We start from the raw sequence: 24,373 nt of genomic DNA on the forward strand, positions 1-24,373 counted from the left end.
TTCGTCGAACGGGTTCATCGACATTTTCACGTTCGCGATATCGACGCCCGTACCGTCCGATTTCACGCGGACCTTCACGTTGTAGTCGACCACTCGCTTGACTGCTACAAGAACTCTCACGACACTCTCCTTCCCACACCGATAGGGCCGGGCCCTACCGCTTTGAATGACACATTACGTCCGTTGATCGTTCAGAACTGGTCTTCGCGCAGCGCCAGCGCGCCTTCGCCATCGCGAGCACCGCGAACCGCCGCTTCGAGCGCGATTGCACGAGGCAGCACCTGCGTCGCGTAGCTATGCGCGGTCGCGATCTTCGCGTCATGGAAGGACGGATCTTCGTCGCGCTTGTCGGCCGCCAGCACGAGCGACCGTGCGACTTGCCAACCCGCGAGCACGATACCCGCGAGCATCAGATAGGACACACTGCCGGCGAACACCGCATTCGGATCGCTTTTGACGTTCTCGACCACGTAGCGCACCGCGCTGTACAACGCCTCGCGGCCGGCGGACAGATGACGATGCATCGCCTGAAAAGCCGCGCTCGAACCATACGAGGGGTGCGCTTGCACTGCGGCCAGGGTCGCGTCGATCTGCGCGAGCAGCATCCCGGCCACCTCGCCGTTGTCGCGCATGGTCTTGCGGCCGACGAGGTCGTTGGCCTGGATCGCCGTCGTGCCTTCGTAGATCGGCAGAATGCGCGCATCGCGGTAGTACTGCGCGGCGCCGGTTTCCTCGATGAAGCCCATGCCGCCGTGCACCTGCACGCCGAGACTCGTCACCTCCAGCGACATCTCCGTGCTCCAGCCCTTCACGATCGGCACCAGGTATTCGTAGATCGCCTGATGATTCGCGCGCGTCGCGCCGTCCGGATGACGATGCGCGAGATCGCAATGCGACGCCGACACATAGGCCAGAGCGCGTGCGCCTTCGGTCAGCGCGCGCATCGTCGAGAGCATGCGCCGCACGTCGGGATGCTGGATGATCGCGACCGACTGCTTCGCGGAGCCATCCACGGGACGGCTCTGCACGCGCTCCTTCGCATACGCGACGGCCTGCTGGTACGCGCGATCCGAGATCGCCACGCCCTGTACCCCCACGGCGAAGCGCGCGGCGTTCATCATGATGAACATGTACTCCAGACCGCGGTTCTCCTCGCCGACGAGCTGCCCGATCGCGCCGCCGTGATCGCCGAACTGCAGCACGGCGGTCGGGCTCGCCTTGATGCCGAGCTTGTGTTCGATCGATACGCAGTGAACGTCGTTGCGCTCGCCGAGCGAGCCGTCTTCGTTGACGAGGACCTTCGGCACGACGAACAGCGAAATGCCTCTCACGCCTTCAGGCGCGCCCGGCGTGCGTGCGAGCACCAGATGCACGATGTTTTCCGTCATGTCGTGCTCGCCCCAGGTGATGAAAATCTTCGTGCCGAAGATCCGGTACGAGCCGTCGCCCTGCGGCTCGGCGCGGCTGCGCACGAGCGAGAGGTCGGAGCCGGCTTGCGGCTCGGTCAGATTCATCGTGCCGGTCCAAACACCTGCGATCATCTTCGGCACGTAGCGCTGCTTCAGCTCCTCGCTACCTGCCGTCAGCAGCGCTTCGATCGCGCCGTCGGTCAGGAGCGGGCACAGCCCCAGCGACAGGTTGGCGGCGTTGAGCATTTCGATGCAGGGCGTCGACAGCAGCTTGGGCAGATCCTGACCGCCGTATTCAGTCGGATGTTGCAAACCCTGCCAGCCGCCTTCGCTGAACTGGCGAAACGCGTCCTTGAAACCGGCCGTGGCGGTCACCACGCCGTCCTTCCAGGTGCTCGGGCTGCGGTCGCCGTCGACGTTCAGCGGCGCGAGCACGCCTTCGTGCAGCCGCGCGGCCTCTTCGAGCACCGCGCGAGCGGTGTCGGCGGTTGCGTCCTCGCAGCCGGGCAAGCCCGCCAGTTGGTCGATTCCGGCCAGTTCCGTGAGTGCAAACAACATCTCTTTGAGAGGCGCGACGTAGCTCATTACCATTCTTCCGATCAGATAGTCCGTAGGGAAAGTCACCCGTCTGGCACCGATGCGGCCGGGGTAACGTATGGCTGAATCGTAGCGTCGGACAGGCCCTGCCCGGTTGTCCAAACCGGACGATCTATTGACATCTCTGGCCACGTCGGAGGGAGTAAGCGCCCCGTGGGAACTGCGTCGGCGGGTGTTGCCGACGCATCGATATGACGCGATCAGCCACCCCGGCGATAGGCCGCCGGGGTGCTGCCGGTCCAGTGACGGAACGCTCTGTGGAATGCGGTGGGGTCGCCGAAGCCGACGTCGCCCGCGATGATGGCGATGGGCTCGTGCGTGCCCGTCAGGCGCTGGATCGCGATGTCGCGGCGCAATTCGTCCTTGAGCACCTGGAACGCCGTGCCCTCGGCGGCAAGATGACGGCACAGCGTTCTGACCGAGCAGTGGAGGGCTTCCGCCGCCTCTTCGATGGACGGGACGTCGGGCAACCGGGACGCGAGATGTTCCCGCACGCGATGACTGAACAGCTGCTCGTTGAACGAAACGAAGATCCAGTCTTCCGGCGCGCGAGCGAGAAACCTGCGCAGGTTCGCCTTGCGCTGACGCACGGGCAGGTCGAAATAGCTACTGCTGAACTGCATCGAGGTCTGATTGCAGTCGAACTTCGCCGGTCCGGGAAACAGATAAAGATACTCGAGCGCGTGAGCGGGACGGGGAAAGGCGAACTGCACCTGCAACAACGCAATCCGTTGACCGATCAGCCAGGACGCGATCCCATGCGCGAGCTTCAGCATCAGTTCCTGGCCCAGCATGCCGGGTAGCGCTCCCGTGCTTCCCGGACGCAGCGCCAGGCTCGCGACGAGGTCGCCGCGGCGCGACTCGAAGCGGAAGTCGTCCAGCACGAGATGGAAGAACTGGCCGAACCGGTGCATCGCGGATTCGAGATTCGGCGCATCCAGCAGGCTCAGGCAGAGAAACTTGAGCGCGCCGCTGCGCAGCGGGCGCGAGAAAACGCCGGGCATCTCATCGTCGAGTTCGATCGCGAGCGAGCGGTAGAGCGTGGAGAACTGTTCCTCGGTGACGCGCGCTCCAGGCTGGTCCAGAAGCGCGCGCGGAATGTTCGCGCCCGACAGATGCCGGTCGACGATATCCGGCCGCGTCCCGACGCTGCCGAGGAACCCGTTGACGAGCGAGATCGGTACGGTTGCGCCAGGAGCTTGCATGAGAAGGTTCCGCGAGGCGAAGAGGCATCAGCATAGCGCCTCCCGCCGCATCGTGGCGAGGGTTCGGCGAATCGCTCCGCGAGTGCCGCGTTCGGGGCCCCGTGGTTCCGGTAGCTTGCCGCCTATTGCGCCGATGCGTGCGAGCGCAGATATGGCACGTAGCCGTTCTGAATCTTCAGGATCTTCTCGGCGCACTCGTCATAGTCGTCGCCCTTCGCGTTGTCGGGCCCATACATGCCGCGGCACTGCGCGAACAGCGACAGCGTCGCGCCGCCCGTGCTCTTGTTCGCGCGGGTCGCTGAGAAAGCGGCTTTGCCCGAATCGTCGGGCACGTCGGTATCGATCGCGACCGCGTCCGCGCGGATCACGTGCGTGTCGGAATGCTGCTCGATATAGCGTTTCGTCGCCGCCCACGCGGCATCGCAATTCGCCGGTGTGCAGTCGATCACCGCGTCGCGTTGCGCGGCGCGAAGGTTCGGCTCGCTATGAAGGATCTCCTGCTGGGCGCGCTGCGCCTGCTTTTCCGGGGACGAGCAGGCGGCGAGTGCGCAGGCGACGAGTGCGAAAGCAGCGATCTTTTTCATGAGTAGACTTCGGAGGCCATGGTCGAGCGCGATTATAGCGGTGCGGGGAAAGCGATTGCGTATTCACGACTCACATGCCGGGTTGGTAACTTCGGTTGGCGTCATCGCCCATAGGTGTTCGCCACCAGCAATTCCTCCGCATTGCCCGGCGGTCGCAGCCCATCCGTCCGAGCCGCGAAGTAGCGCTGCGTCAGATCGGCCGCGGACACGTGCCGCGCGTCGTCAAAACCCGCTTCGTGCGCCATGGCGATCATCTGCTGCGGCATGAAGAAGCTGACGAACGGTGTACCGCTCGCACGCGCGCCCTTCTCTGCCATTTCGAGTCCGGGGCGCACGTCCGGGTCCGCCATCTCCAGCGGCAACAGGAACGTCATCGCGAACGTCGAGCCGCGCGCCAGCCCGGCCACTTCGCGCAGCGTCGCCGCATTCGCCTCTTTCGTCAGATACATGCTGACGCCGGTCGACACGACGACGGCCGGCCTGCTTTCGTCGAAGCCTTCGGCGACGAGACGCTGCCGCCAGCTATCGCCCGCTTCGAAGTCGACCGGCACGAAACGCAGCCAGTCCGGCAGGCCGAAACCAAGCTCGCCGAGCCGCTGACGCTTCCACGTTTGCGGTCCCGGCGGGTCGACCTCGAACACGGTGAGCCGCGACGCAATGTCGGGCCGGCGTTGGGCGAAGCTGTCGAGACCGGCGCCCAGAATCACGTATTGATCCACACCGCGCCCGGCCTGCTCGACGACCAGATCCTCGATAAAGCGTGCGCGCGCGACGATCGACGCGCGAAACGGCCGCGTGAACCGCGGATCCATATCGCCACGGCTGCGCCAGTCTTCGGCGGGTGCCAGCAACTGCAAGCCGACTTCGTCTTCGAGCACGTGCGGCGGCGCGTCGGCCTGCACGTGCAGCGCACGCCATAACGCGACGCGCGCGGCGGTGCTGTCGGGTGCGATGTGTCGTGGATCGCTCATGGTATTTGCCCGCTTGGGTTGATGTGCCAATGCCACCGCTGCTCAATGGAAAAACGGCAGCGCGAGAAACAGTTTGATGACGATCGCGTTGACGATGTCCATGAAAAACGCGCCCGTCAAGGGCACGATCAGGAACGCGAGATGAGAATGGCCGAAGCGGTTCGTGATCGCCTGCATGTTCGCGATCGCGGTCGGCGTGGCGCCAAGTCCGAGGCCGCATTGCGCCGCGCACAACACGACCGCGTCGTAGTTGCGGCCCATCGCGGGGAACGTGATGAATACCACGTAGAGCGCCATCAGCAGCGTCTGTGCCGCGAGGATCGAGATGATCGGCACCGCGAGCGCGGCAAGCCCCCATAGGTCGAGCCGCATCAGCGCCATCGCGAGAAAGAGCGCGAGCGCGACGTTGCCGACAAGCGCGACCGCGTGCTGGTCGATCCGCACACGCACGAGCGCGAGCACGTTGTTCAGGATCACGCCGATGAACAGCGTGCAGACGAACGTCGGCAATTCGAACGCGGTGTCCGCGATCCGGTCGGCAAACATTTCGCCGCCCGCGAGGCAGATCGAGATCAGCGCGAGCGTCGTGATGATCGCGGCGGGCGTGGTGGCCTGCTGCGCCTTCGGTTCTTCGAAGACCAGCGTTTTGTCCTCTAGCTGTTTGACGCGCAGCAACTCGTCGGCGCTGATCCGCCGCATCAGCAGCCGTGCGACCGGACCGCCGAGCACGCCGCCCATCACGAGTCCAAACGTCGCGCAGCCGATCGCGATCTCGGTCGCCGACTCCAGTCCGTGACGCTCGGCAAAGATCTGGCTCCACGCGGCGCCAGTACCGTGGCCGCCCGACAACGTGACCGAGCCGCCGAGAATCCCAAGCAGCGGATCGACGCCGAGGGCGAACGCGAGCAGCAAGCCGACCACGTTCTGCAGGATCAGCAGCCCGCAGACCAGCGCGAGAAAGCGGATCAACACCGGGCCGCCCGCCTTCAAACTTGATAGCTGCGCATTCAGACCGATCGTCGAGAAGAACGCGAGCATCAGCGGCGCCTGCATCGTCGAATCGAACCTGACCTGCACGTGGGTGGTGAGGCGCGTGATCAGCACGCAGATCGCGACGATGAGCCCGCCTGCCACCGGCGCCGGAATCGAATAGGTCCTTAGCACGCCGATCCACTGCACGAGCTTTTCGCCGAGCAGCAGCACGAGCGACGTCGCGACCAGCGTGGCATATACGCCAATAGTCATGAATGGCCTCCGAGCGGGAGCGTGACAACGTTTTCTGTTTTCCCGGTGCGACGCCGCGGCGCATCGGGATGCGGCAAGGCTTTGTCGTCATCCGGAGCGCGCGCGAACCTCCGACATCTTAGCCAATCCGTCCAGGCAAAGTATGATTTTCCTTGACGAAATGCAATCGGCCCATGACGTCGCGCCGCTGCCTGGCGACGAAGTCGTCGGTTTCCTAAAATTGTGGGATTTTTTGCCAAATCTCTGGATTTTTTTCGTCATGGGGACCCTACTCTCGAACCATTATGGAGTGGGACCGCGACGCAGACCTCTATCCACCGTATCTGCGTTCGCGAATCCGGCGTGGGTTGGGCGTGGGGTCGCGCACTGCTTACAGACCTTGGCGTAACATTCAGAACGCCGTTGCGCTTCGACCTTAAAACCGCCATCAGCCCGAACAACAGGATTCCCGTCATCGTCGATCCACAGGGCCCGGACGGGCGGCCCATCAGCGTATTCGAGTCTGGCGCGGTCCTGCTCTATCTTGGAGAGAAGACCGGCAAATTCCTCCCGGCAAGCCTGCGCGACCGGGTGCCGGCGATTGAATGGCTGATGTGGCAGATGGGTGGATTCGGTCCGATGCCCGGGCAGGTGCATCACTTCGCCGCGCTCGCTTCAGAAGTCGACAAACGCTATGGACTGAAGCGCTTCTCCGATGAAACGCGCCGGCTCTATTCGGTGCTGGACAAAAGGCTCGCAAACCATGTGTACGTTGCCGGCGAGCTTTCTGTCGCGGACTTCGCGATCCTCGGCTGGGCGTGGCGACACGAGCGGCACAAAGTCGATCTTGCCGACTACCCGAACGTGACGCGATGGTACGAGGCCTTGTTCGAGCGCCCCGCGGTGAGACGGGGCTTCGAGATCAAGCTTGACGGAAGTTGAGCGGTGAGCAATGCATGAGTGCAGCGCCACCTGCAGTCTTGCCAGTTGTGTTCCTGGACCGCAGTCCGCTAACCGAATGTCCCTTTTGCCCCCTCTAACTCGCCACTCCCGCGCAATCTCAGACCGCCGTTACAGCATCTCCAGCGCGAGCGCGATACCCTGACCGCCGCCGATGCATAGCGTGACGATGCCGCGCTTCAGGCCGTCGCGGCGCATCGAATGGACGAGACGCGTGGTCAGGACCGCGCCCGTTGCTCCGATCGGATGACCGTGCGCGATCGCGCCGCCTTCGACATTGACGATGTCGTGCGCGAGTCCGAGCTGCTGGGCAACCGCGAGTGGCACGGCGGCGAATGCCTCGTTGATCTCGATGCGTTCGACATCGGTGAGCTTCCAGCCCGCTCGCTCCAACGCGATATGCACGGCCGGCACGGGACCGAGACCGAACATGCCGGGCTCGACGGCGGCGATGCCGAAAGCCGCAAGACGCGCACTCGGTTCGATGCCCCTGGCGTCGGCATAACTGCGCTCGGCCACGACCATTGCCGCCGCACCGCTGTTCAGGCCGGGCGCATTGCCCGCCGTGATCGTGCCATCGGGACGGAACGCGGGACGCAGCTTTGCCAGCGTTTCCACGGTCGTTTCCGGACGCGGCTGCTCGTCGCGCGTGAACTGGATGCTGCCCTTGCGCCCTTCTATTTCGACGGCGACGAGTTCGGCATCGAATGCGCCGCGTTCCTGCGCAGCCGCGAACCGCTGCTGCGAACGCGCCGCCCACTCGTCCTGGGCACGCCGCGTCAGGTCGGCTTTCGTCACCAGATCTTCCGTGTGCCAGCCCGAGTGCTCACCCGAGAATGCATCTACAAGACCATCGCGTAGCATGCTGTCGTGCATTTGCGCATTACCCATGCGGCTGCCCCACCGTGCCGTGTCCAGCAGATACGGCGCGCGCTCCATGCTTTCCATGCCGCCGGCAACCGCCACCTCACCGTAGCCAAGCGCGATTTCCTGAGCCGCCGAGACGATCGCCTGCGCGCCCGAGCCGCAGACACGGTTGACGGTGAACGCGGGTACCGATACGGGCACGCCGCCGCCGATGGCGGCCTGTCGTGCCGGATTCATCCTGTTGCCGGCCTGGACGACGTTGCCCATTACAACGGACGACAGCGCTTTCGGATCGAGCGCGGCGCGCCGCAACGTTTCCCTCACAGCGAGCGCGCCGAGTGCAGTTGCGGGGACGTCCTTCAACGATCCGCCGAATGCGCCGATCGGCGTGCGAACGGCATGGGCAATGACAACTTCACGGGTATTCATCGCTATTCCTTTGAATGATGTGCTGCACGGATGTGCCTCCGTCGGAGGCAAGTGGAGTTTCGGTAGTCGAAATTCGCGGCGAGCCAGCCGACTCCGCCGCCGATGAGGAAGTCGTCGCATCCTGTCGATTTCACGAGCACCGATCCACGATCAATGATCGACCGCCTTCATGGGCAAGAGACCCGTCTGGCCATAGAACTCCTGCATGGCGAAAGCTTCGCGCTCCCGCTGGGCGCCCGCGCCGCGATCCAGCATCGAGAAGATCCATATGCCCGCGAACGCAAGCGGCACTGAAATCACCGCCGGGTTGTCGAGCGGCACGAGCGCATGCGCCTGATGCAGCACGTCGACCCATACCGACCTGGAAAACAGCGTCAGAAACACCGCGGACACGAGTCCGAGGCCGCCGCCCACGACAGCACCGCGAGTCGTCATGCCGCGCCAGAAAATAGACGATACCAGCACCGGAAAATCCGCGCTGGCCGCGACCGCGGCGACCAGACCGACGAGAAACGCCACATTGACATGCTCGAAGAGAATGCCGAATCCGATCGCGACGACGCTCAGCATCAACGTTGCCGCGCGCAAACGGCCGGCGATCGGGAAGTGCGCGCGGACGCGATCGCCATGGCCCTGAGGCGCGAGAAGATCGCCGTTTCGACCGCGCATCCGTTCGCGGCGTCGGCGCACGTACCGCACGCGATCCGGCTCGCGCTCGGCTCGGTCAGCTTGACGACGCTCGAGCAGTCGCTGCAAACGGTCGCGCGGGTCATTGCCGACCAGACCTACCGATCGAAGACTGCGCTGGGCCGCCCCCATCATCCCGGCGCGGCCCAGCGCGCATTGCGACGTATCGCCTGTGGCGGTTGTCCAAACGCTCGAGTGAACGCATCGCGCATGCGGCGCGGGTCGGAAAATCCGGTCTGCTGGGCGATCTGTTCGACCGTATGGCGGCTCCTTTCCAGCATGAGTCGCGCGGCTTCGAGACGCAGTCTCTCGACGGCCTTGGCGGGCGATTGCCCCGTCTCCGCCCGGAACGCGCGGCTGAACTGACGCGGGCTGAGCCGCGCCACTTCGGCCAGTTGTTCCACCAGCAGCGGTTGCGCGAGATTCTTCCGCGCGTACGTCAGCGCGGACTGAATGCGATCCGATTTCGCATCGAGTTCCAGCAACGCCGAATGCTGGGACTGACCACCGGCGCGTCGATGAGAAACGACGAGCGTTTGCGCGACCGATCTCGCAACGTCCACCCCCAGATCGGCCTCGACCAGCGCCAACGCGAGATCGATTCCCGCCGTCATGCCCGCCGACGTCCAAATCGAACCGTCGACCGCGTAAATCCGGTCTTCCTCCACGCGGATGCGCGGAAACTGCTTCCGCAGCGCGGACGCATAGACCCAGTGCGTGGTAGCGCGCTTGCCGTCGAGAAGGCCCGCTTCGGCCAGCACGAAGGCGCCCGTGCAAATAGCGGCGACGCGCCGGGCCGTCGCCGCGCTGTGACGTGCGTAGGCGAGCAGCCCATGGGACGGCCGCGCCGCGCCCGGATCGCCGCCCGTGAAAAGGACCGTGTCGAACGTTCGCTCTTCGAAGGGCTCGGTCATCACCGTGGGACCACCGATCGGTCTGACCGGCGCGCCATGTTCCGACAGCGTGAGTACTTCGTAGAACGATTCACCGAATTTCTGATTGGCAAACGAAAACACCGGCTGCGCGACGAGCGACATGGCGTGAAACCCATCGAACACGACGAACGCGACTGACGGCACGGCGATTCCTTTGAGTGGTGTCCTGAAACCGTAGTTTCTACGTCCTTTGCGATCTCGGCGGCCGCCCATATAAATGCGCTATGGATGCGCGGATTTGATTGAACGCGAATAAGCGGCCCTCGACGATCCTTCCGCACCAGCGGTTCGTCCGCGACGATCCGCAACGCTCAGCAGTCGGTGCTCGCTGTCGACGTCATCGCGCTGATGGACGCGTTAAAGATCCAGCACGCGATTCTCGGCGGCTTCGACTGGGGAGCGCGCACGGCAAATATCGTCGCGGCGCTGTGGCCGCAACGGTGCACGGCGCTGGTGTCGGTGAGCGGGTATCTGATCGGCAGCCAGGGCGTCGGCACCCGGCCGTTGGCGCCGAAGGCGGAGCTCGCGTGGTGGTATCAGTTCTACTTCGCCACCGAGCGCGGCAGGAAAGGCTATGAAGCGAACCGGAATGACTTTGCGAAGCTGATCTGGCAACTCGCGTCGCCGAAATGGAGCTTCGACAATGCAACGTTCGAGCGCTCGGCGAGCGCGTTCGACAACCCGGACCACGTTGCCGTCGTGATCGACAATTACCGTTGGCGTCTAGGTCTGTCGAATGGGGAGCCCCAATACGAGGCGCTGGAGAAGCGTCTCGCGGCAGCGCCTGTCATCAATGTGCCGACGATCGCGCTGGAAGGCGACGCGAACGGCGCCACTCATCCGGATCCCGCGTCGTATGCGAAGAAATTCGTCGGCAGATACACGCAACGTACGATCGGAAGCGGGATCGGTCACAATTTGCCGCAAGAAGCACCGCAGGCGTTTGCGGAGGCGATAATCGAAGTGGCGCGCTACTAGCGTCGAAGCCAATGTGCATGTTCGCGCACCTCAGTATGCGGCGCACGAACATGCACTCGATCGAACTCATTTTCCCAGGGACTTGCACCCGGCGACGCCGAGCGAGCATGAACAAGCAAAGCCCATTCGCCGCAAGGATGTCTACCGCCGGATAAAGCCGCAGCCACGCTCCATTTCGCCACCGCATGAAGCCAATGGCTCCCAGGGCGCGCTGCGTGGCGGGTGAGTCGTGCAGGGCAAGCAGATCTGCACCGCTTCCTGGTCGTTGTCGGCGTCAAGCGCGCGGGCCAATCCAACCGCAGCCCGCATGATTTTCGCCCGCCTCCTTTCGAAGTGCCGACATGCCTGATATGCACTAAGGTATCAGTTGAGCGGCGAGTCGCACGACCCGATGGAACTGCATTCCGACGCGCCGCTAACCGCCTTCTTGCACGTTACGGCTGGCCACAGCCCGGCTTGGCGGGTGCCGGCATTCCTTTTTCAGTGAGGAGTTGACCATGGCAAAGCAGACGATCGCTGAATATCTGGCAAAAACGCTCGAGGCCGCAGGGGTCGAGCGCATCTGGGGCGTGACGGGCGACAGTCTGAATGGACTGGCGTTTAGCCTGAGCCGACTCGGCTCGATCCGCTGGATGCACACACGTCATGAGGAGAGTGCCGCTTTTGCGGCCGGTGCCGATGCTGCATCGACAGGGCGGCTCGCCGTGTGCGCGGGCAGCTGCGGTCCGGGCAATCTTCACCTGATTAATGGACTGTTCGACTGTCATCGCAATCACCAGCCCGTGCTCGCGATTGCAGCGCATATTCCGTCGACGGAAATCGGCCTCGGCTACTTTCAGGAGACACATCCTCAGGAGTTGTTCAGGGAATGCAGCTATTTCGCCGAGTTGGTGTCGAACGCGCAGCAGTTTCCTCGCGTCCTCGCGCGCGCAATGCACACTGCCGTCGAGCAGCGCGGAGTCGCCGTCATCGTGTTACCGGGCGACGTAGCGTTGAGCGATGGGCCCGTGGAAACCGCGAGTTGGACCGAATCGGCTCCGCCGTCCATCGTTCCGGCAGATAACGACCTCGACCGACTGGCGGATCTTCTCAACACGTCCGCGGCTGTGACGTTGCTCTGCGGCAGCGGCACGCAAGGCGCCCATGACGAAGTCGTAGCATTGGCGGACACGCTGGCTGCGCCCGTGGTTCACGCTTTGCGCGGCAAGCAGTTTGTCGAATGGGACAATCCTTTCGACGTGGGCATGACGGGCCTGATTGGTTTCAGCTCGGGCTATCACGCGATGCAATCATGCGACACGCTGCTCATGTTGGGCACGGATTTTCCGTATCGCCCGTTTTATCCGAGCAGCGCAAAGGTTGTCCAGATCGATTGGAAGGGCTCGCAACTCGGCCATCGTGCGCCGCTTGCACTTGGACTGGTGGGAACGGTCAAGGATACGATCAAGGCAGTACTGCCGCGTTTGCCCAGAAAGACCGATCGTGGGTTTCTCGAGAACGCGCGCAAGCACTACGCTTCGGCAAGAAAAGGGCTGGACGACCTCGCCGTCGCGTCCGCTCCAGGCAGGCCAATTCATCCGCAATACCTGACCAGGCTCATCGACGAAGCGGCCGACGAAGATGCCATTTTTACCGCGGATGTCGGCACGCCGACACTCTGGGCGGCCCGCTATCTGACGATGAACGGCAAGCGGCAGTTGCATGGCTCGTTCAATCACGGATCGATGGCGAATGCCATGCCGCAGGCGCTCGGCGCGCAGGGCGCGAATCCTGGGCGCCAGGTCGTCTCGCTTTCCGGCGACGGCGGATTGTCGATGCTACTCGGCGATCTTCTATCGGCGCGACAATTGGATCTGCCGATCAAGGTTGTCGTGTTCAACAACAGTCTGCTTGGCTTCGTTTCGATGGAGTTGAAGGCTGCCGGATTCGTGGATACCAACGTGGATCTGAGCAAGACCGATTTTGCGGCGATTGCGAAAGGCGCCGAGATTTTCAGTATCAGGGTTGAGGAGTCGGAAAGTCTTCCGGACGCGCTGAAAGCCGCTTTTTCACATTCGGGGCCGGCGCTCGTCGATGTGGTGACATCGAAGTACGAACTTGCGATGCCGCCCAAGGTCGAGCTCGCGCATGCGAAGGGGTTTAGCCTGTTCATGCTGCGCGCGATCCTCAGCGGGCGAGGCGATGAAATCATCGAGCTTGCCAAAACGAACTTGCGCTAGTGCACGCGCATCGCAGAAAGCACGCCGCGGAGATGACCGATCAGAGTGGTCGACCGTTTTTACGGGCAGGTCGAAGGCGCTGCGCGGCGATTCAACAGAATAGGCCAGTTTTGGTCCCTTCCTCGATCGCGCGAATGGCAGCCGACGCGGGACCAACGGCCTCGCGGCATCAGCTAGCGAGGGTCTCTTCACGGTCGACATGAACCTGACTCATCCGGCAGCACGCGGCGGCTGGCGCTGCCGTACAGCGCCTCTTCACAGGCGAAGTCGGCCAGATTGAACCAGTGCTGCACGAAGTGGATCCGCAGCATGCGCTCAAGACCAATAGGCGGGAGGCCATTGCCGCGCTTCGGATAATGCGGCTCGATCACCGCGCACAGTTGCGCCCATGGCACGATCGCGTTCATGGTTCGAGAAACTCGTCGCGCCGCGTGCGTTTGCGGTGCGTCTCGAAACCCGTTCCTTGATCGGCTGCCATCGCCAGCGTCTGCTGCTTCATCCTGTTTCGCCTTCCTCGTTCGATCCGATCTCTGACGCTTGACGTACCGGTTCGGTGGACTTAATTAGCGTTGCCCTACACGGGTCTGGCGTGGGTAGTCCCACATAGCATCTCTGCCTTGGCCAACGGACGGACAGCAGCGCGAGGAAGTTCTCGTGCTGCTCGCAGTTACGATGAAGCGTCTGGATGGGCGGGCACCGTGAATTGAAAGATCGCGCCGTGCGGCACGTTCGCGCTTGCCCACAATCGGCCGCCGTGTGCCTCGACGATCGAACGGCAGATCGGCAGCCCCATCCCCAAGCCGGTCGGCTTGGTGGTGTAGAAAGGAGCGAAAAGGCGCTCGGCACTGTCCGCGGCAAAGCCAGGCCCCGAATCGAGCACCGTCACGAGTACACAGCCCGAGTCGGCTCTTGCCGTGCTGATGAGCAATTCCCGCACGCCATCGCTGACACCGCTCATCACCTCCATCGCGTTGATGAGCAAGTTAAGGAGGACTTGTTGCAACTGGACCCGATCTCCTTCAACTGGCGGTAACCGGTCCGCGAGATGCGTCTGCACCGAGGCGCCGTGCTTCCACGCTTCGCCACGGGTGAGCTCAATCACCTCGCGGATTGCCTCGTTGATGTCCACCGGTTCCTTCCGTGGCGGCGTCTTCCTGATCAGTTCATGGATGCGGCCGATTACGTTCCCCGCTCGGTTACCGTCGTCGACGATCCGGCCGAGCGCCTGCCGGGCCTTCTCGACTTCGGGAGGCTGGCCGGCGAGCCATCGCAGCGCCGCCTGGGCGTTGGTGACCGTCGCGGCGATCGGCTGGTTGACTTCATGAGCGATCGAGGCCGTGAGTTGGCCCATGGTTGCGACACGATTCGCGTGCGCCAGCTCCCTTTGCACCTCCTGGTAACGCCGATCGCTCTCGTGGGCTTCGGTTTCGGCACGCTTGCGCTCGGTCAGATCCACGACGAATGCCACACCTTCCGTCCCGCTTGCGTCAAACGTGGCCAAACCGACCATAACGGGCACACGGCTACCGTCCCTCCTGATGTACTCCTTCTCGTAAGGCTGGGCGCGCCCCGTCTGCCCGGCCTCCACCAGGGCCCGTTCGCTGCGCGGGAGCCATTCCTGCGGCGTCAGATCCCTCCAGCCTACGCGACCTGAGCCTATATCTTCACGCTCGTATCCCACGATGCGCAGAAATGCGTCATTGGCCTCGAGAATCTCACCATCGAAATTCCAGACGATGATCCCGATGATGTTGGCATCCACGAGGCGCCGGATCTTCGACTCGCGTTCGAGCAGTGTTTGTTCGGTGCGTTTGCGCTCGGTGATATCCATGACCGCGCCCACGAAACGGAAGCGATCCGGACCACAGCCGCTCACGCCATGCGCCACAGCTCGAACATACTTGATAGAAGCATCAGCCATCAGCAGACGATGCTCGACCGTAAATGCCTTCCTTTCGCTTGCGGCGCGGTCAATGATTTGCTGCAGACGGACACGATCGTCCGGATGCGTCCGGTCGATGATGGCCTGCACGGTGGGCTTGATGGCAGCGTCGAGCTCGAATATTCGATAAGTCTCATCTGACCAATAGATCTCGCCGCTCGATAGGTGCCAGCCAAAACTCCCTGTGTGGCTCAGTCGTTGGGCTTCCGCCAGATACATCTCGCTCCGGTGTAGCGCCTGCTCGACGTTCTTGCGTTCGGCGCGCTCACTTGCTTCGCGCAGCGCGCGCCGCACTGCGGGCACGAGCCTCGACAGCCGCGTCTTCAGAACAAAATCGGTAGCGCCACTCTTTAGCGCCTCTACCGCCAGTTCTTCGCCAAGCGTGCCGGAAACCAGGATAAAGGGCACCTCGGGACGTTCGCGCAGAGTGACCTCCAATGCCGAGAGGCCGTCGAACGCCGGAAGTTTGTAATCCGCGAGAATCAGGTCGATTCCAACGGTTTTCAACGCAGCGTCGAAGTCCGCACGCGATTGCACGCGAACGATTTCGCAGCAGAGATGATCGGCTTGAAGGAGCTCTTGAATGAGTTCGGCGTCATTCGCGTTATCTTCCAGCAACACAATGCGAAGCCCCGACATTATTGCCCCTTCCGCATGCTGCCCGGCGGTGGCTCATTGACGACTGCCCAGAAGACACCCATCTGCTTGATGGCCTTTACAAATTCATGAAAGTCGATCGGCTTTACGACGTACGCGTTTACCCCGAGTTTATAGCTTCGTATCATATCTTCCTCTTCGTGCGACGATGTGAGCACCACCACGGGAATGAGCTTCAAACGTTCGTCCGACTTCACTGTGTCCAGGACTTCCAGGCCATCGACCTTGGGGAGTTTCAGATCCAGTAACATGACTGAAGGGTTCTCGTTGAAGCGATCGACAAATTCCTCCCTGCAATAGAGGTAATCCAAGGCTTGCTTTCCGTCTCGGGTAACCACTACCTCGTTTACCAAGTTACAGTCTGACAGCGCGGTCAGAGTGAGTTCGACATCTCTCGGGTCATCCTCGACGAGCAGAATGCGTCCTAGTTGGTCCATGGTGTCCTCGCAGTCTTTGCCGTTGCACCGTGTGCTTTAGGCAGTGAGAAATAGAAAGTAGCGCCCTGATCCACCACCCCCTCTGCACGGACCTTGCCTCCGTGGCGGACGATGATGCGTTGAACGATAGCTAGTCCGATGCCAGTACCTTCAAACTGCTCCGGGAGATGCAGTCGTTGAAAAATGCCGAACAGCTTATGCGCATACCGCATGTCAAAGCCTGCACCATTATCTTTGACGAACACCTCTACCACGTCTTTATTCGGGTCCACGCAACCAATCTCGATTTCGGCCCGCGTTCGCATGCGTGTGAATTTGACCGCATTGGCGACGAGGTTGGTGATAGCCAACCGGAGCATGGGACGATCCCCGTAGCAGACCGGAAGAGCCTTGATTGTCCATACAATGTCTCGCCCTCTCGTGTCTTGCCCGATCTCCGCAACGACCTCCTTGACGAGCTGGTCGAGGCTCACCGGCATCTTTGTGGTCCCCACCTGTCCGACCCTGGAAAAGGCCAGCAAATCGTCGATCAGGTTACTCATTCTTTTTGCCGCCTCGACAATCGTTTGTATGTAGCGACGACTTTTATCATCGAGCGAAGAAGCCGCCTGTTTTTGTAGTAGCTCGGAGTATCCGATCACATGGCGAAGTGGCGCGCGTAGATCGTGCGAGACGGAATAGGCGAAGGATTGCAGTTCCTTGTTACTCGTTTCAAGCTGCTCAGCCCGCGCGGTGACTTCCTGATTGAGCCTGTGAATCTCGCTTTCTTTATGCTGACTCTGTTGCAATTCGGCCTGAAGGCGATCGCTGGTGTGACGAAGCTCAGTTTCGATTCGCCGTCGCGCAGCGACGAAAGCGACAAAGATCAAGGCCCATGCCGTGAAAACTAAAAAACGCGGAAAATCCTTGCTTGGAAGACCGATGGTGTACAGCGGCTCAGAAAGAAAATAATCGTAGGATGCCACCGATAGCACGACTGCCAGCACGGAAGGTCCTGCCCCTAAATACCAGCAAACAACGCCGATGGCGAAGTTAAAGGGGGACCCGTAGACGTCGTGGATCCCGAAAGACCGGAACACGAGCGCCAGCCCAAGTGCAGCCCCAACGCAGACGACGGATAAGCCGTAGCGCAGAATCGGTGAGCGACTTTGCAAGTCCAGGTGCAAGTGCGCCAAGCTTCGCCTCGTTGCCAATGGTGCGGACCCCTGAACTAAAAATTATAGTCGTCCCAGTTCCGATCGTTGAGCAGGCGGGGACGCCCCAACGCGGATGCGTTGGCGAGCCGGCTCATGCTTGTGCCCGTTGTCCACCTCGATCATCGCGATGGTGCGGGTGTGGTCCACCAACGATTCGTCTGCCAAATAGACCGCCGGAAGTCTTCCGTTAAACCGCTCAACACCGCTTGACAAACATGGATAAGCAAATCGGCGAATGGCAGCTCAGGGGTTCAGTAGCTGCCGCAGATGGGGTGCCAGGTTCAATGGGTCGGAAGTACTCATTCGGCTCTCTTGAGAAGCGGTCATTGGCAGGCTCCCAGCCTGACTTCGGCGCCGAAGAGGCGTGGCAGGCAGGAAGCCTTGCACCCTGGGGGTACGGACGTCGCACGTCAAGACGGGCTGCAGACCACCGCGGTCAGCAACAACGGAATCACCACGCGCACGGTAGCGTTGCTGCCAGCATCGCGCACGCGCGATTCGACCGCGTCGCTGGGAGCGGACAGCACAGCGCCGTACAGCGGGCCCGCGAACGCATTGCCGCGGCCCTTCTTGAACGTCCCGTTGTCCTGCTCGTACCCAAGCACGGCGTAGACACGAAAGCCGAAGGCCGTTATGTCGCTGCCTTGCGCTGGGCGAAACGCGTTGACCGAATTCGCCTCAACGTGCATCGGATTCGGGTCGATGTACTGGTTGTTGATGAGCTGCCCGATAAACGCGTGTGGACTCGCCCTGCAGTCGAATTGCCCATCAAGCGCGTACGCGTGCGCCGCGACTGGGCAGAAGCCTGCGCCTGAAATCAGCAGTATGACGAGTACTTTTAGAAGACGGATTGCCATGGTGAACTTGCCCGAACCGCGAGGGTCGACAGGCAAAACACGAGCCAGCCTGTAGTCTCGCGGATTTTCGCCGTCCGCGTGTGCGTGTAGCAGCCCGGTGCCATGCATCCCTTTCAGGCTCGCACCGCAGCGCGAACAGCTGGCAACCTGCCCTTTCAGACGCGTAGGTTTGCGAAATAGTAGATCGCATTCGTGGCAGGCAATCAGTTTCTGATGCTCCATACGGACCGACCAGGATGAATTTTCTGGTGTCATTCGACGCGGCAGAAATGCCGGCTCATTTATGTTGTGGGTGCCTAACTAGCGCCTGGCACCACAGCTACTCTCGATGGATGGCGACCCGGTCAAGGGCCGCTCATCCCGAACTCATCGAGGGACGATCATTCTCTTGACGCGGCTACCGACTGACCGGCCGGCAGTTCGCCCATCGACTGGAACAGCGCCGCAGTATCGCTCATACGCTGGCTTGCTGCGCGAATCGAGGTGAGCTGTGCACTTAGAAACCGCTGCTCACTGGCATACTGTGCCGTAGAAGGCAGGGAGCCCATGCGATGGCGCGACGCCGTATCATCGAATGCCGCCCTCGCGGCCTCCGCCGCCGCTTCCGTCGACGCGAGTGTCTGTGCGTCGTTATCCAGCGCGGCAAGCGAATCCGCGACATTCTGGAACGCCGACAGAACGGTGGACTTGTAGTTCAGCACGGCCGCATCGTAAGCATCGATCGACGCCTTGCGGTGCGCGAACAGCGCGCCGCCATGGAAAATCGGTTGCGTCAGGCTCGCACCAATGGCCCAGAGTCCGCCCGCTCCCGAGAGAAGCGCGGGCCAGCTAAAGCCGCCACGGCCCATCGAGCCCGTCAGTGACAGGCTCGGAAAGAGCTGCGCGGTCGCAGCGCCGACATCGGCGGCTGCGGCCTTCAGGGCGGCGTCGGCTGCCTGAACGTCGGGGCGCGAACGCAGCAGGACCGACGGCACCTCGACAGGCACGTGTTCGGGCAACACCAGGCTGTCGAGATCGGGAACGGCCGGGGCGTTGTCCGGCGTGCGGCCCATCAGCACCGCGAGCGCATGGATGGCTGTGGCGCGCTGCTGGCGCAATGCAGGAAGACTCGCCGCAGCCGTAGCCGCATCCTGCGTCGATGCGAGCGCCTGCGCACGGGAAACTGACCCGAGTGCGTACCGCTGCTGGTCCTCGTTCGCGACCGTCCTGGCCACGGCGACGAGCCGTTCGGTGAGCGCGATCTGGCGATCGAGTGCCGCCACGCTGATCGTCGTACCGACGATGTTTGCCGCCAGCGCGCGCCGCGCCGCCTCCAGTTGATACGCCTGCACGTCTACGCGAGCGGCGCTGGCCGCGTTCGCCGAACGCGTCGCACCGAACAGGTCAAAGGTGTAGGACGCGAGAACCTGTCCGGCAAAAAAGTTATAGCGAACCTCGCTGGGGCCAATGCCGGGCACAAGCGGTGAACGCCCGCGATCGACTTGTGCGGCAGCATCGATTGAAGGCAGCGTCGATGCGCCGACCTGGGCGCGCAGCTCCTGCTGCGCGGCTGCGAGCGTCCGCTGCGCAGCCCCGAGCGTGGGGCTGTTGCGCAAGCCTTCCTCGACCAGTGCACTCAGCGCGTCCGACCGATAAAGGTGCCACCATTGCGGAACGCCCACTGCGCCGATATCGAACTGCTGCGCCACGCCGCCCGCTGCGACGGTCTTCGCCGGCTGTGCCTCGGCACCGTAGTGCACGGGCGAAGGCATCGCCGGGGGTGCGCCGTTCGGGCCGAACGTGCAGGCCGTCAGTGCGATGGCCACAGCCACGGCCATCACGGATGTCTTGTAGGCGACGCTCATCATCAAACCTCCGTCTGCTCGTCCACGACCTGTTGCATCCCGCGGTCGTCGTGCCGGACCCTGAAGCACGCCGCGTACAGCGCGGGCAGGAAGAACACGGTCAGTACTGTGGCGATCGTGATGCCGCCCATCAGTGCGGTCGCCATCGGGCCGAAGAAGCCCGAGCGCAGCAGCGGAATCAGCGCAAGGACGGCGGCGGCGGCCGTCAGCATGATCGGCCTGAAACGCCTCACCGTTGCACCGATAATCGCGTCGAAGCGTCCATGCCCCGCCGCGATGTCCTGATCGATCTGGTCGACCAGAATCACGGAGTTGCGCATGATGATGCCGAACATGGCAATCACGCCCAGCAACGCGACGAAGCCGAAGGGCTTGCCGAACAGCAGCAGCGCGGCCACGACGCCAATCAGGCCGAGCGGCGCCGTCAGCACGACGATGAAGGTCCGCGCGAAGTTCTTGAGCTGGATCATCAACAACAGCAGCACGGCGATGATCATCAACGGCATTTCGGCATTGATCGACGTCTGGCCCTTCACGCTTTCTTCGACCGCGCCGCCCACCTCAATGCGATAGCCGACCGGCAGCTTGGCGCGTTGCGTGGCAAGCGCATGTTCGATGTCGTGGGTCACGTCCATCCCCTGCGCGTCGCCGCGCACGTCCGCCTGCACCGTGATGGTCGGCTGACGGTCGCGTTGCCAGATGACGCCGTACTCTTGCGTATCGCGCACGTGTCCGAGCGAACCGAGCGGCACCGGGCCGTGGGGCGTCGGAATCGCGAGGCTCATGAGCTGCGCCGGATTGACACGTTCGCTCTTTGGCGCACGCAGATCGACGTTGATCAGCTTGTCGCGCTCGCGGTACTGCGTCACCGTGTAGCCCGATAGCGTCATCGCGAGGAAGTTCGACACATCTTCCGACGTGACGCCAAGCTGGCGCGCGCGGTTCTGATCGATCTCGAACGAGATCGAGCGCTCCGCCGGCTCGTCCCAGTCGAACTGGACGTTGCGCGTGCGGGGATCGGCGCGGACCTTGTCCGACACTTCTTGAGCAAGCGATCGCACGGTCGCGATATCGTCGCCGCTCACGCGGAACTGGATCGGGAACCCGACCGGCGGACCATTCTCGAGCCGAGCGACACGCGTGCGCATGCCGGAGAAGTCCTTCTCGAGCATGCCGTCGAGCCAACGCATCAGTTCCTCGCGCTTCTCAACGCTCTTAGCGGAAATCACGAACTGCGCGAAGTTGAGCTGCTGCAACTGCTGGTCGAGCGGCAGGTAAAAGCGCGGCGCACCGGTGCCGACAAAGTCGACGAAGCGCTCGATCCCGGCTTTGCCGTCGAGCACCTTTTCCAGGCGCTTCGCTTCACGCAGCGTCGCCTCGAAGGAGGCGCCTTCCGGCAGCCGCAGGTCGACGAGCAGCTCTGGCCTCTCCGAGTTCGGGAAGAACTGCTGCGGCACGCGCGTGAAGGCCAGCATGGAAATCGCGAAGAGCACCGCGGTGACGCCGAGTACGACCCAGCGACGCTCGACACACCATGACACCCAGCCCCCCAGGCGCCGGTAAAAGCCGGTGCTATAGACGTCGTGATCGTGACCATGGCCGCTGCCCTCATGGCCCTTGCGCTCCGGCAACATGTGGAAGCCCAGCAAAGGAACCAGCACGACTGCCGCGAACCACGAAACGATCAGCGAAATGGCCGACACTTCGAAGATCGAACGCGTGTATTCGCCCGTGCTCGATTTGGCGAGCGCAATCGGCAGGAAGCCGCATACGGTGACGAGCGTGCCTGTCAGCATCGGGAATGCCGTGCTTGTATAGGCGAAGGCCGCTGCGCGCATGCGGCTCCAGCCCTGTTCCAGCTTCACCGCCATCATTTCGACAGCGATGATCGCGTCGTCGACGAGCAGCCCCAGCGCGAGCACGAGCGTGCCGAGCGAAACCTTATCGAGCCCGATATTGAACACGTGCATGCACAGTGCCGTCACCGCCAGCACGATCGGAATCGTGATCACGACGATCATGCCCGTGCGCAGGCCGAGCGAGACGAGGCTCACGACCAGCACGATCGCCACCGCTTCGCCAACCGATCTCACGAACTCATCCACCGAGTGCTTGACCGCGTGCGGCATGCTCAAAACCGGCGCGAGTTTCAGACCCGCCGGCAGCGTGGCCTGCAGTTCGGCGGCTTTTGCGTCGAGCGCCTTGCCGAGGTCGATCACGTCGCCGCCCTTTTGCATCGTCACGCCGATGCCGAGCACCGCCTGGCCGCCGACGCGCATCTGCGTCACCGGCGGATCGTCATAGCCGCGTGTGACCTTCGCGATGTCGCCCAGCCGGAACGTGCGCTTGTTGATGGTGATCAGCATGTCCGCGAGTGCCTGCACGTCTTTGAATGCGCCGCTCGGCCGCACGAACACGCGGTCGTCCGCGGTCGTGATGGTGCCGACGGGCGCCACGGCATTCTGTGCGTCGATCGCCTGCGCGAGCTGTTGCGGCGTGATCGAAAGCCGCGTGAGCTGCGCATTCGATATCTCGACGAAGACGTGCTGATCGGGGTCGCCAAAATAGTCGACCTTCGCCACACCGGGTATGCGCAGCAGGACTGTGCGCAGCTTGTCAGCGTAGTCGTGCAGTTGCGCCGGCGAAAAGCCGTCGCCTTCAAGCGCATAGATGTTGGTGTAGACGTCGCCGAATTCGTCGTTGAAAAACGGGCCGACGGTTCCCTTCGGCAGCGTTGCGGCAATGTCGCCGACCTTCTTGCGCACCTGATACCAGGTTTCCGGCACTGCCTTGACGGGCGCGGAGTCCTTCATGGCGAAGAAGATCATCGACTCGCCAGGCCGCGAGTAGCTCTTGATGTAGTCGATGTGCGGCGCGGCCTGTAGCTGGCGGCCGATCCGGTCCGTGATCTGTTCCTGCACCTCGCGCGCAGTCGCACCAGGCCAGTAGGTCTTGATCACCATCGTCCGGAAGGTGAACGGCGGATCTTCCGACTGCGCGAGTTGCGTATAACCGATCACGCCGAAAAGCGTGGCGAGCCCGATCAGAAAGATCACCAGTTGCTGATGACGCAACGCCCAGGCAGACAGGTTAAAGCCACCTTCACCCGGCGTTTCGGCGTCGGAACGCGGGACGGGCGCGCTGTTGCCTGCGGATTCACTGTCGCGCGTCCTCATGACGGGAAGCCCTCGGGATCCAGCGGGGGCACCACCTGCACATGCTGGCCTGCGCTCACGGCGTGTGCGCCTTGGAGCATGACGCGGTCGCCGTCGCGGAGGCCCGATCCGATCGAGACGGTGCGCTCGTCATATCGCTGGATAGTGACCGGGCGCAGTTCGAGTGTGTCGCTGCCGGCGCGCACCACCCAGACAGCGGGGTGCTCACCCTCGTGAAAGAGCGCCGTCACAGGCAGCGTAAAAATCTGCCCCACGTGCGCGTCGCCGACGGCATCGAACCCCACAATCGCCGTCATGCCGAGGCGCACGTCGCGGCTCGGGGCGGCCAGCGTCAGCTTGACGCGCCAGGTGCGGCTTTCTCGATCGGCAGCAGCCGATACCTCGCGCACGCGCGCCTCGAAGGTCTTGCCGGGTAGCGCCGGCAGCGTCACGCGCGCCATGCTGCCAACTGTCAGCGAGTTCAGCGTCCGCTCGGGCGCGTCGCAGACGATATCCACGTCGCCCGTCCAGTCGAGATGATAGATCGATTGGCTTCCCTGAACGTTCTGGCCCGTGTCGGCGTCCTCCGAGGCAATCACGCCGTCGTGGTCCGCTGTCAGCGTCGCATAGCGCAGATTGTCCGAGGCGAGCGCCATCTGGGCGAGCGCCGAATCACGCTGGGCGAGCGCGGTGGAGTAGGCGTCCTGCGTCTGTTCAAGTTGCGCCGGCGCGATCAGGTTCGCCTGCGCCTGCGCCTGATCGCGGTCGAGCTGCTGCTTCGCGTAGACAAGTCGATGTTCGGCGGCATCGAGCTGGGCTCGTGCATTGGCCAGGTTATTGCGCAGGTCGGTCGGGTCGAGCAGTGCAACAACCTGTCCCGCCTTGACGGCATCGCCGAGATGAACCCGCCGTTCGATGATCTTGCCGCCCACCCGGAACGAAAGCGCCGTCGAGTAGCGCGCCTGCACCTGAGCCGGCAGCGACGCACCTACCGCGCGCCCGTCAGCGTGAACGGCCAGGGCGACCACGGGCTTCGGCTCAGGAGCGGCGGCTTCGCGTGGCTGGCATGCCGACAGCAGGATTGCGCTGCAAGCCGCGACCATCACGTGCGTCCGCTTGGGCAAGCGTATGAACGAAGATAAGAAGATACGTGCAATTTTAGGCGCGACAGGAACGGAATGTTTCACGATGTTCACAAGGCAGAGGATTGATCCAGGTAA

16 protein-coding genes and 5 pseudogenes are annotated in these 24,373 nt (G+C 62.8%); 4 read left to right on the forward strand and 17 right to left on the reverse strand.

Annotated features, from left to right (window positions below; genetic code table 11):
- From HDG32_RS28470 to gltS, 6 genes and pseudogenes are all read right to left on the reverse strand, one after another.
- Window positions 1–120: pseudogene (locus HDG32_RS28470) on the reverse strand (electron transfer flavoprotein subunit beta/FixA family protein); the annotation flags it as partial.
- 71 nt (window positions 121–191) lie between these two features.
- Complete coding sequence (locus tag HDG32_RS28475; protein WP_184072410.1) at window positions 192–1,994, reverse strand: acyl-CoA dehydrogenase; 1,803 nt, start codon at window positions 1,992–1,994, stop codon at window positions 192–194.
- 212 nt (window positions 1,995–2,206) lie between these two features.
- Complete coding sequence (locus HDG32_RS28480) at window positions 2,207–3,211, reverse strand: AraC family transcriptional regulator (RefSeq protein ID WP_184072412.1); 1,005 nt, start codon at window positions 3,209–3,211, stop codon at window positions 2,207–2,209.
- Between the two features lie 122 nt (window positions 3,212–3,333).
- Window positions 3,334–3,795, reverse strand: a complete 462-nt coding sequence (locus HDG32_RS28485; protein WP_184072414.1) for a hypothetical protein — start codon at window positions 3,793–3,795, stop codon at window positions 3,334–3,336.
- A 101-nt stretch (window positions 3,796–3,896) separates the two neighbouring features.
- Window positions 3,897–4,766, reverse strand: a complete 870-nt coding sequence (locus HDG32_RS28490) for a class I SAM-dependent methyltransferase (protein WP_184072416.1) — start codon at window positions 4,764–4,766, stop codon at window positions 3,897–3,899.
- A 42-nt stretch (window positions 4,767–4,808) separates the two neighbouring features.
- Entirely contained in the window at window positions 4,809–6,011 is a 1,203-nt protein-coding gene (gltS, locus tag HDG32_RS28495) for a sodium/glutamate symporter (RefSeq protein ID WP_184072418.1), read from the reverse strand.
- Between the two features lie 402 nt (window positions 6,012–6,413).
- Here gltS and HDG32_RS28500 point away from each other — a divergent pair, with 402 nt between their 5' ends.
- Window positions 6,414–6,932 carry a glutathione binding-like protein gene (locus HDG32_RS28500; RefSeq protein ID WP_260336632.1) on the forward strand — a complete coding sequence of 173 codons (519 nt, stop codon included), beginning with the start codon at window positions 6,414–6,416 and terminating at the stop codon, window positions 6,930–6,932.
- A gap of 129 nt (window positions 6,933–7,061) precedes the next feature.
- Here HDG32_RS28500 and HDG32_RS28505 read toward each other — a convergent pair whose 3' ends face one another.
- Window positions 7,062–8,246, reverse strand: a complete 1,185-nt coding sequence (locus HDG32_RS28505) for an acetyl-CoA C-acyltransferase (protein WP_184072420.1) — start codon at window positions 8,244–8,246, stop codon at window positions 7,062–7,064.
- Window positions 8,247–8,396: 150 nt separating this feature from the next.
- Window positions 8,397–8,882, reverse strand: a pseudogene (locus HDG32_RS28510) (sodium:solute symporter family transporter); the annotation flags it as partial.
- Here HDG32_RS28510 and HDG32_RS36750 point away from each other — a divergent pair.
- Window positions 8,847–9,035, forward strand: a pseudogene (locus HDG32_RS36750) (PLP-dependent aminotransferase family protein); the annotation flags it as partial. The pseudogenes HDG32_RS28510 and HDG32_RS36750 sit on opposite strands and share 36 nt — an antisense overlap.
- Window positions 9,036–9,064: 29 nt before the next feature.
- Here the strand turns inward: HDG32_RS36750 and HDG32_RS28515 are convergent.
- Window positions 9,065–10,012 carry a GlxA family transcriptional regulator gene (locus tag HDG32_RS28515; RefSeq protein ID WP_184072422.1) on the reverse strand — a complete coding sequence of 316 codons (948 nt, stop codon included), beginning with the start codon at window positions 10,010–10,012 and terminating at the stop codon, window positions 9,065–9,067.
- A gap of 144 nt (window positions 10,013–10,156) precedes the next feature.
- On the opposite strand from HDG32_RS28515, the pseudogene HDG32_RS28520 reads away from it, so the two are divergent.
- Both HDG32_RS28520 and poxB read left to right on the forward strand, forming a co-directional pair.
- Window positions 10,157–10,846: pseudogene (locus tag HDG32_RS28520) on the forward strand (alpha/beta fold hydrolase); the annotation flags it as partial.
- 497 nt (window positions 10,847–11,343) lie between these two features.
- Complete coding sequence (gene poxB / locus HDG32_RS28525) at window positions 11,344–13,065, forward strand: ubiquinone-dependent pyruvate dehydrogenase (protein ID WP_184072424.1); 1,722 nt, start codon at window positions 11,344–11,346, stop codon at window positions 13,063–13,065.
- 242 nt (window positions 13,066–13,307) lie between these two features.
- On the opposite strand, the pseudogene HDG32_RS28530 reads toward poxB, so the two are convergent.
- From HDG32_RS28530 to HDG32_RS28565, 8 genes and pseudogenes are all read right to left on the reverse strand, one after another.
- Window positions 13,308–13,564, reverse strand: a pseudogene (locus HDG32_RS28530) (IS5/IS1182 family transposase); the annotation flags it as partial.
- Window positions 13,565–13,732: 168 nt separating this feature from the next.
- A complete protein-coding gene (locus HDG32_RS37095; RefSeq protein ID WP_184072426.1) occupies window positions 13,733–15,646 on the reverse strand; it encodes an ATP-binding protein in 1,914 nt (637 codons plus the stop codon).
- Entirely contained in the window at window positions 15,646–16,101 is a 456-nt protein-coding gene (locus HDG32_RS28540) for a response regulator (RefSeq protein ID WP_184072428.1), read from the reverse strand. Before HDG32_RS28540 ends, HDG32_RS37095 begins: the two co-directional genes overlap by 1 nt.
- The gene (locus HDG32_RS28545; RefSeq protein WP_184072430.1) at window positions 16,089–17,276 is read right to left on the reverse strand and encodes a PAS domain-containing sensor histidine kinase; all 1,188 of its coding nucleotides are present in this window, start codon (window positions 17,274–17,276) and stop codon (window positions 16,089–16,091) included. The genes HDG32_RS28540 and HDG32_RS28545 overlap by 13 nt, the downstream gene beginning before the upstream one ends.
- Window positions 17,277–17,707: 431 nt before the next feature.
- Window positions 17,708–18,154, reverse strand: a complete 447-nt coding sequence (locus HDG32_RS28550; RefSeq protein ID WP_184072432.1) for a hypothetical protein — start codon at window positions 18,152–18,154, stop codon at window positions 17,708–17,710.
- A 380-nt stretch (window positions 18,155–18,534) separates the two neighbouring features.
- Window positions 18,535–19,998, reverse strand: coding sequence for an efflux transporter outer membrane subunit (locus HDG32_RS28555; protein WP_184072583.1), 1,464 nt, complete (start codon window positions 19,996–19,998; stop codon window positions 18,535–18,537).
- A 2-nt stretch (window positions 19,999–20,000) separates the two neighbouring features.
- Entirely contained in the window at window positions 20,001–23,174 is a 3,174-nt protein-coding gene (locus HDG32_RS28560) for an efflux RND transporter permease subunit (RefSeq protein WP_184072434.1), read from the reverse strand.
- A complete protein-coding gene (locus tag HDG32_RS28565) occupies window positions 23,171–24,256 on the reverse strand; it encodes an efflux RND transporter periplasmic adaptor subunit (protein ID WP_184072585.1) in 1,086 nt (361 codons plus the stop codon). The genes HDG32_RS28560 and HDG32_RS28565 overlap by 4 nt, the downstream gene beginning before the upstream one ends.
- Window positions 24,257–24,373: the final 117 nt, after the last annotated feature.

It is taken from the genome of Paraburkholderia sp. CI2, from assembly GCF_014201055.1.
GTDB lineage: Bacteria > Pseudomonadota > Gammaproteobacteria > Burkholderiales > Burkholderiaceae > Paraburkholderia > Paraburkholderia tuberum.

Bases quoted from the DNA above. Each gene is read 5' to 3' on its own strand.
- HDG32_RS28555 (WP_184072583.1), bottom strand. From the start codon at position 19,998: ATGAGCGTCGCCTACAAGACATCCGTGATGGCCGTGGCTGTGGCCATC.
- HDG32_RS28480 (WP_184072412.1), bottom strand. From the start codon at position 3,211: ATGCAAGCTCCTGGCGCAACCGTACCGATCTCGCTCGTCAACGGGTTC.
- HDG32_RS28475 (WP_184072410.1), bottom strand. From the start codon at position 1,994: ATGAGCTACGTCGCGCCTCTCAAAGAGATGTTGTTTGCACTCACGGAA.
- HDG32_RS28565 (WP_184072585.1), bottom strand. From the start codon at position 24,256: ATGGTCGCGGCTTGCAGCGCAATCCTGCTGTCGGCATGCCAGCCACGC.
- gltS (WP_184072418.1), bottom strand. From the start codon at position 6,011: ATGACTATTGGCGTATATGCCACGCTGGTCGCGACGTCGCTCGTGCTG.
- HDG32_RS28505 (WP_184072420.1), bottom strand. From the start codon at position 8,246: ATGAATACCCGTGAAGTTGTCATTGCCCATGCCGTTCGCACGCCGATC.
- HDG32_RS28490 (WP_184072416.1), bottom strand. From the start codon at position 4,766: ATGAGCGATCCACGACACATCGCACCCGACAGCACCGCCGCGCGCGTC.
- HDG32_RS28540 (WP_184072428.1), bottom strand. From the start codon at position 16,101: ATGGACCAACTAGGACGCATTCTGCTCGTCGAGGATGACCCGAGAGAT.
- HDG32_RS37095 (WP_184072426.1), bottom strand. From the start codon at position 15,646: ATGTCGGGGCTTCGCATTGTGTTGCTGGAAGATAACGCGAATGACGCC.
- HDG32_RS28560 (WP_184072434.1), bottom strand. From the start codon at position 23,174: ATGAGGACGCGCGACAGTGAATCCGCAGGCAACAGCGCGCCCGTCCCG.
- HDG32_RS28485 (WP_184072414.1), bottom strand. From the start codon at position 3,795: ATGAAAAAGATCGCTGCTTTCGCACTCGTCGCCTGCGCACTCGCCGCC.
- poxB (WP_184072424.1), top strand. From the start codon at position 11,344: ATGGCAAAGCAGACGATCGCTGAATATCTGGCAAAAACGCTCGAGGCC.
- HDG32_RS28550 (WP_184072432.1), bottom strand. From the start codon at position 18,154: ATGGCAATCCGTCTTCTAAAAGTACTCGTCATACTGCTGATTTCAGGC.